This is a genomic window from Vibrio sp. 2130-1 (genome assembly GCF_033339515.1).
Genome location: NZ_JAWOUT010000762.1, coordinates 1 through 508 on the forward strand (window position 1 = coordinate 1; position 508 = coordinate 508).

Annotated in this window: 1 protein-coding gene; it reads right to left on the bottom strand. The window is 46.9% G+C overall.

Annotated elements, in window-relative coordinates:
* Nucleotides 1–508, bottom strand: a 508-nt coding sequence (locus tag R7Q09_RS28565) for a DUF2860 family protein (RefSeq protein ID WP_318144261.1), incomplete at both ends; no start/stop codon positions are given.

Below are 508 nucleotides of genomic sequence, written 5' to 3' on the forward strand. Positions count from 1 at the left end.
ATGTTTGGTCTAGTGAAATACGATATTCGCCTTTTACGTAATAAATACTGGCATCACGCGCGAGTGAACGATCGGTGACTTCATCTTGTTCGACATCTTTATCGGCATAAGCTAAATCGAGGGTGAAGTTTCTATCGACCAAACCTTTGATTTGAAATCGATAGGCGTTACCACCTTCATCTGTTGTTTTACGAGCCGTACCTACTTGATAAGGATTACGCCACGTTTCGCCTTTGAGGACGGTCGGAAGGTAAGAGACATCCAATACTGTGCCTGACGGCAGTTCGTACTGATAGCCTAATTGAAAAGCCAGCGTACCGACTGCCACATCGGAACGCGTTGTACCAGCATACACTTGGTGGTTGAGCTGGTGACCAAACGTGTAGGCGATACTTCCGAGCGGCGCTGCGATGACGGTTGTGTCGCTTTCAGCGCTTTGGTTTAACGAGTCGATGGTTTTGCTGTTGTCGGTATTAAAGTTCGATTCCGATGAAATCACACCAGCATT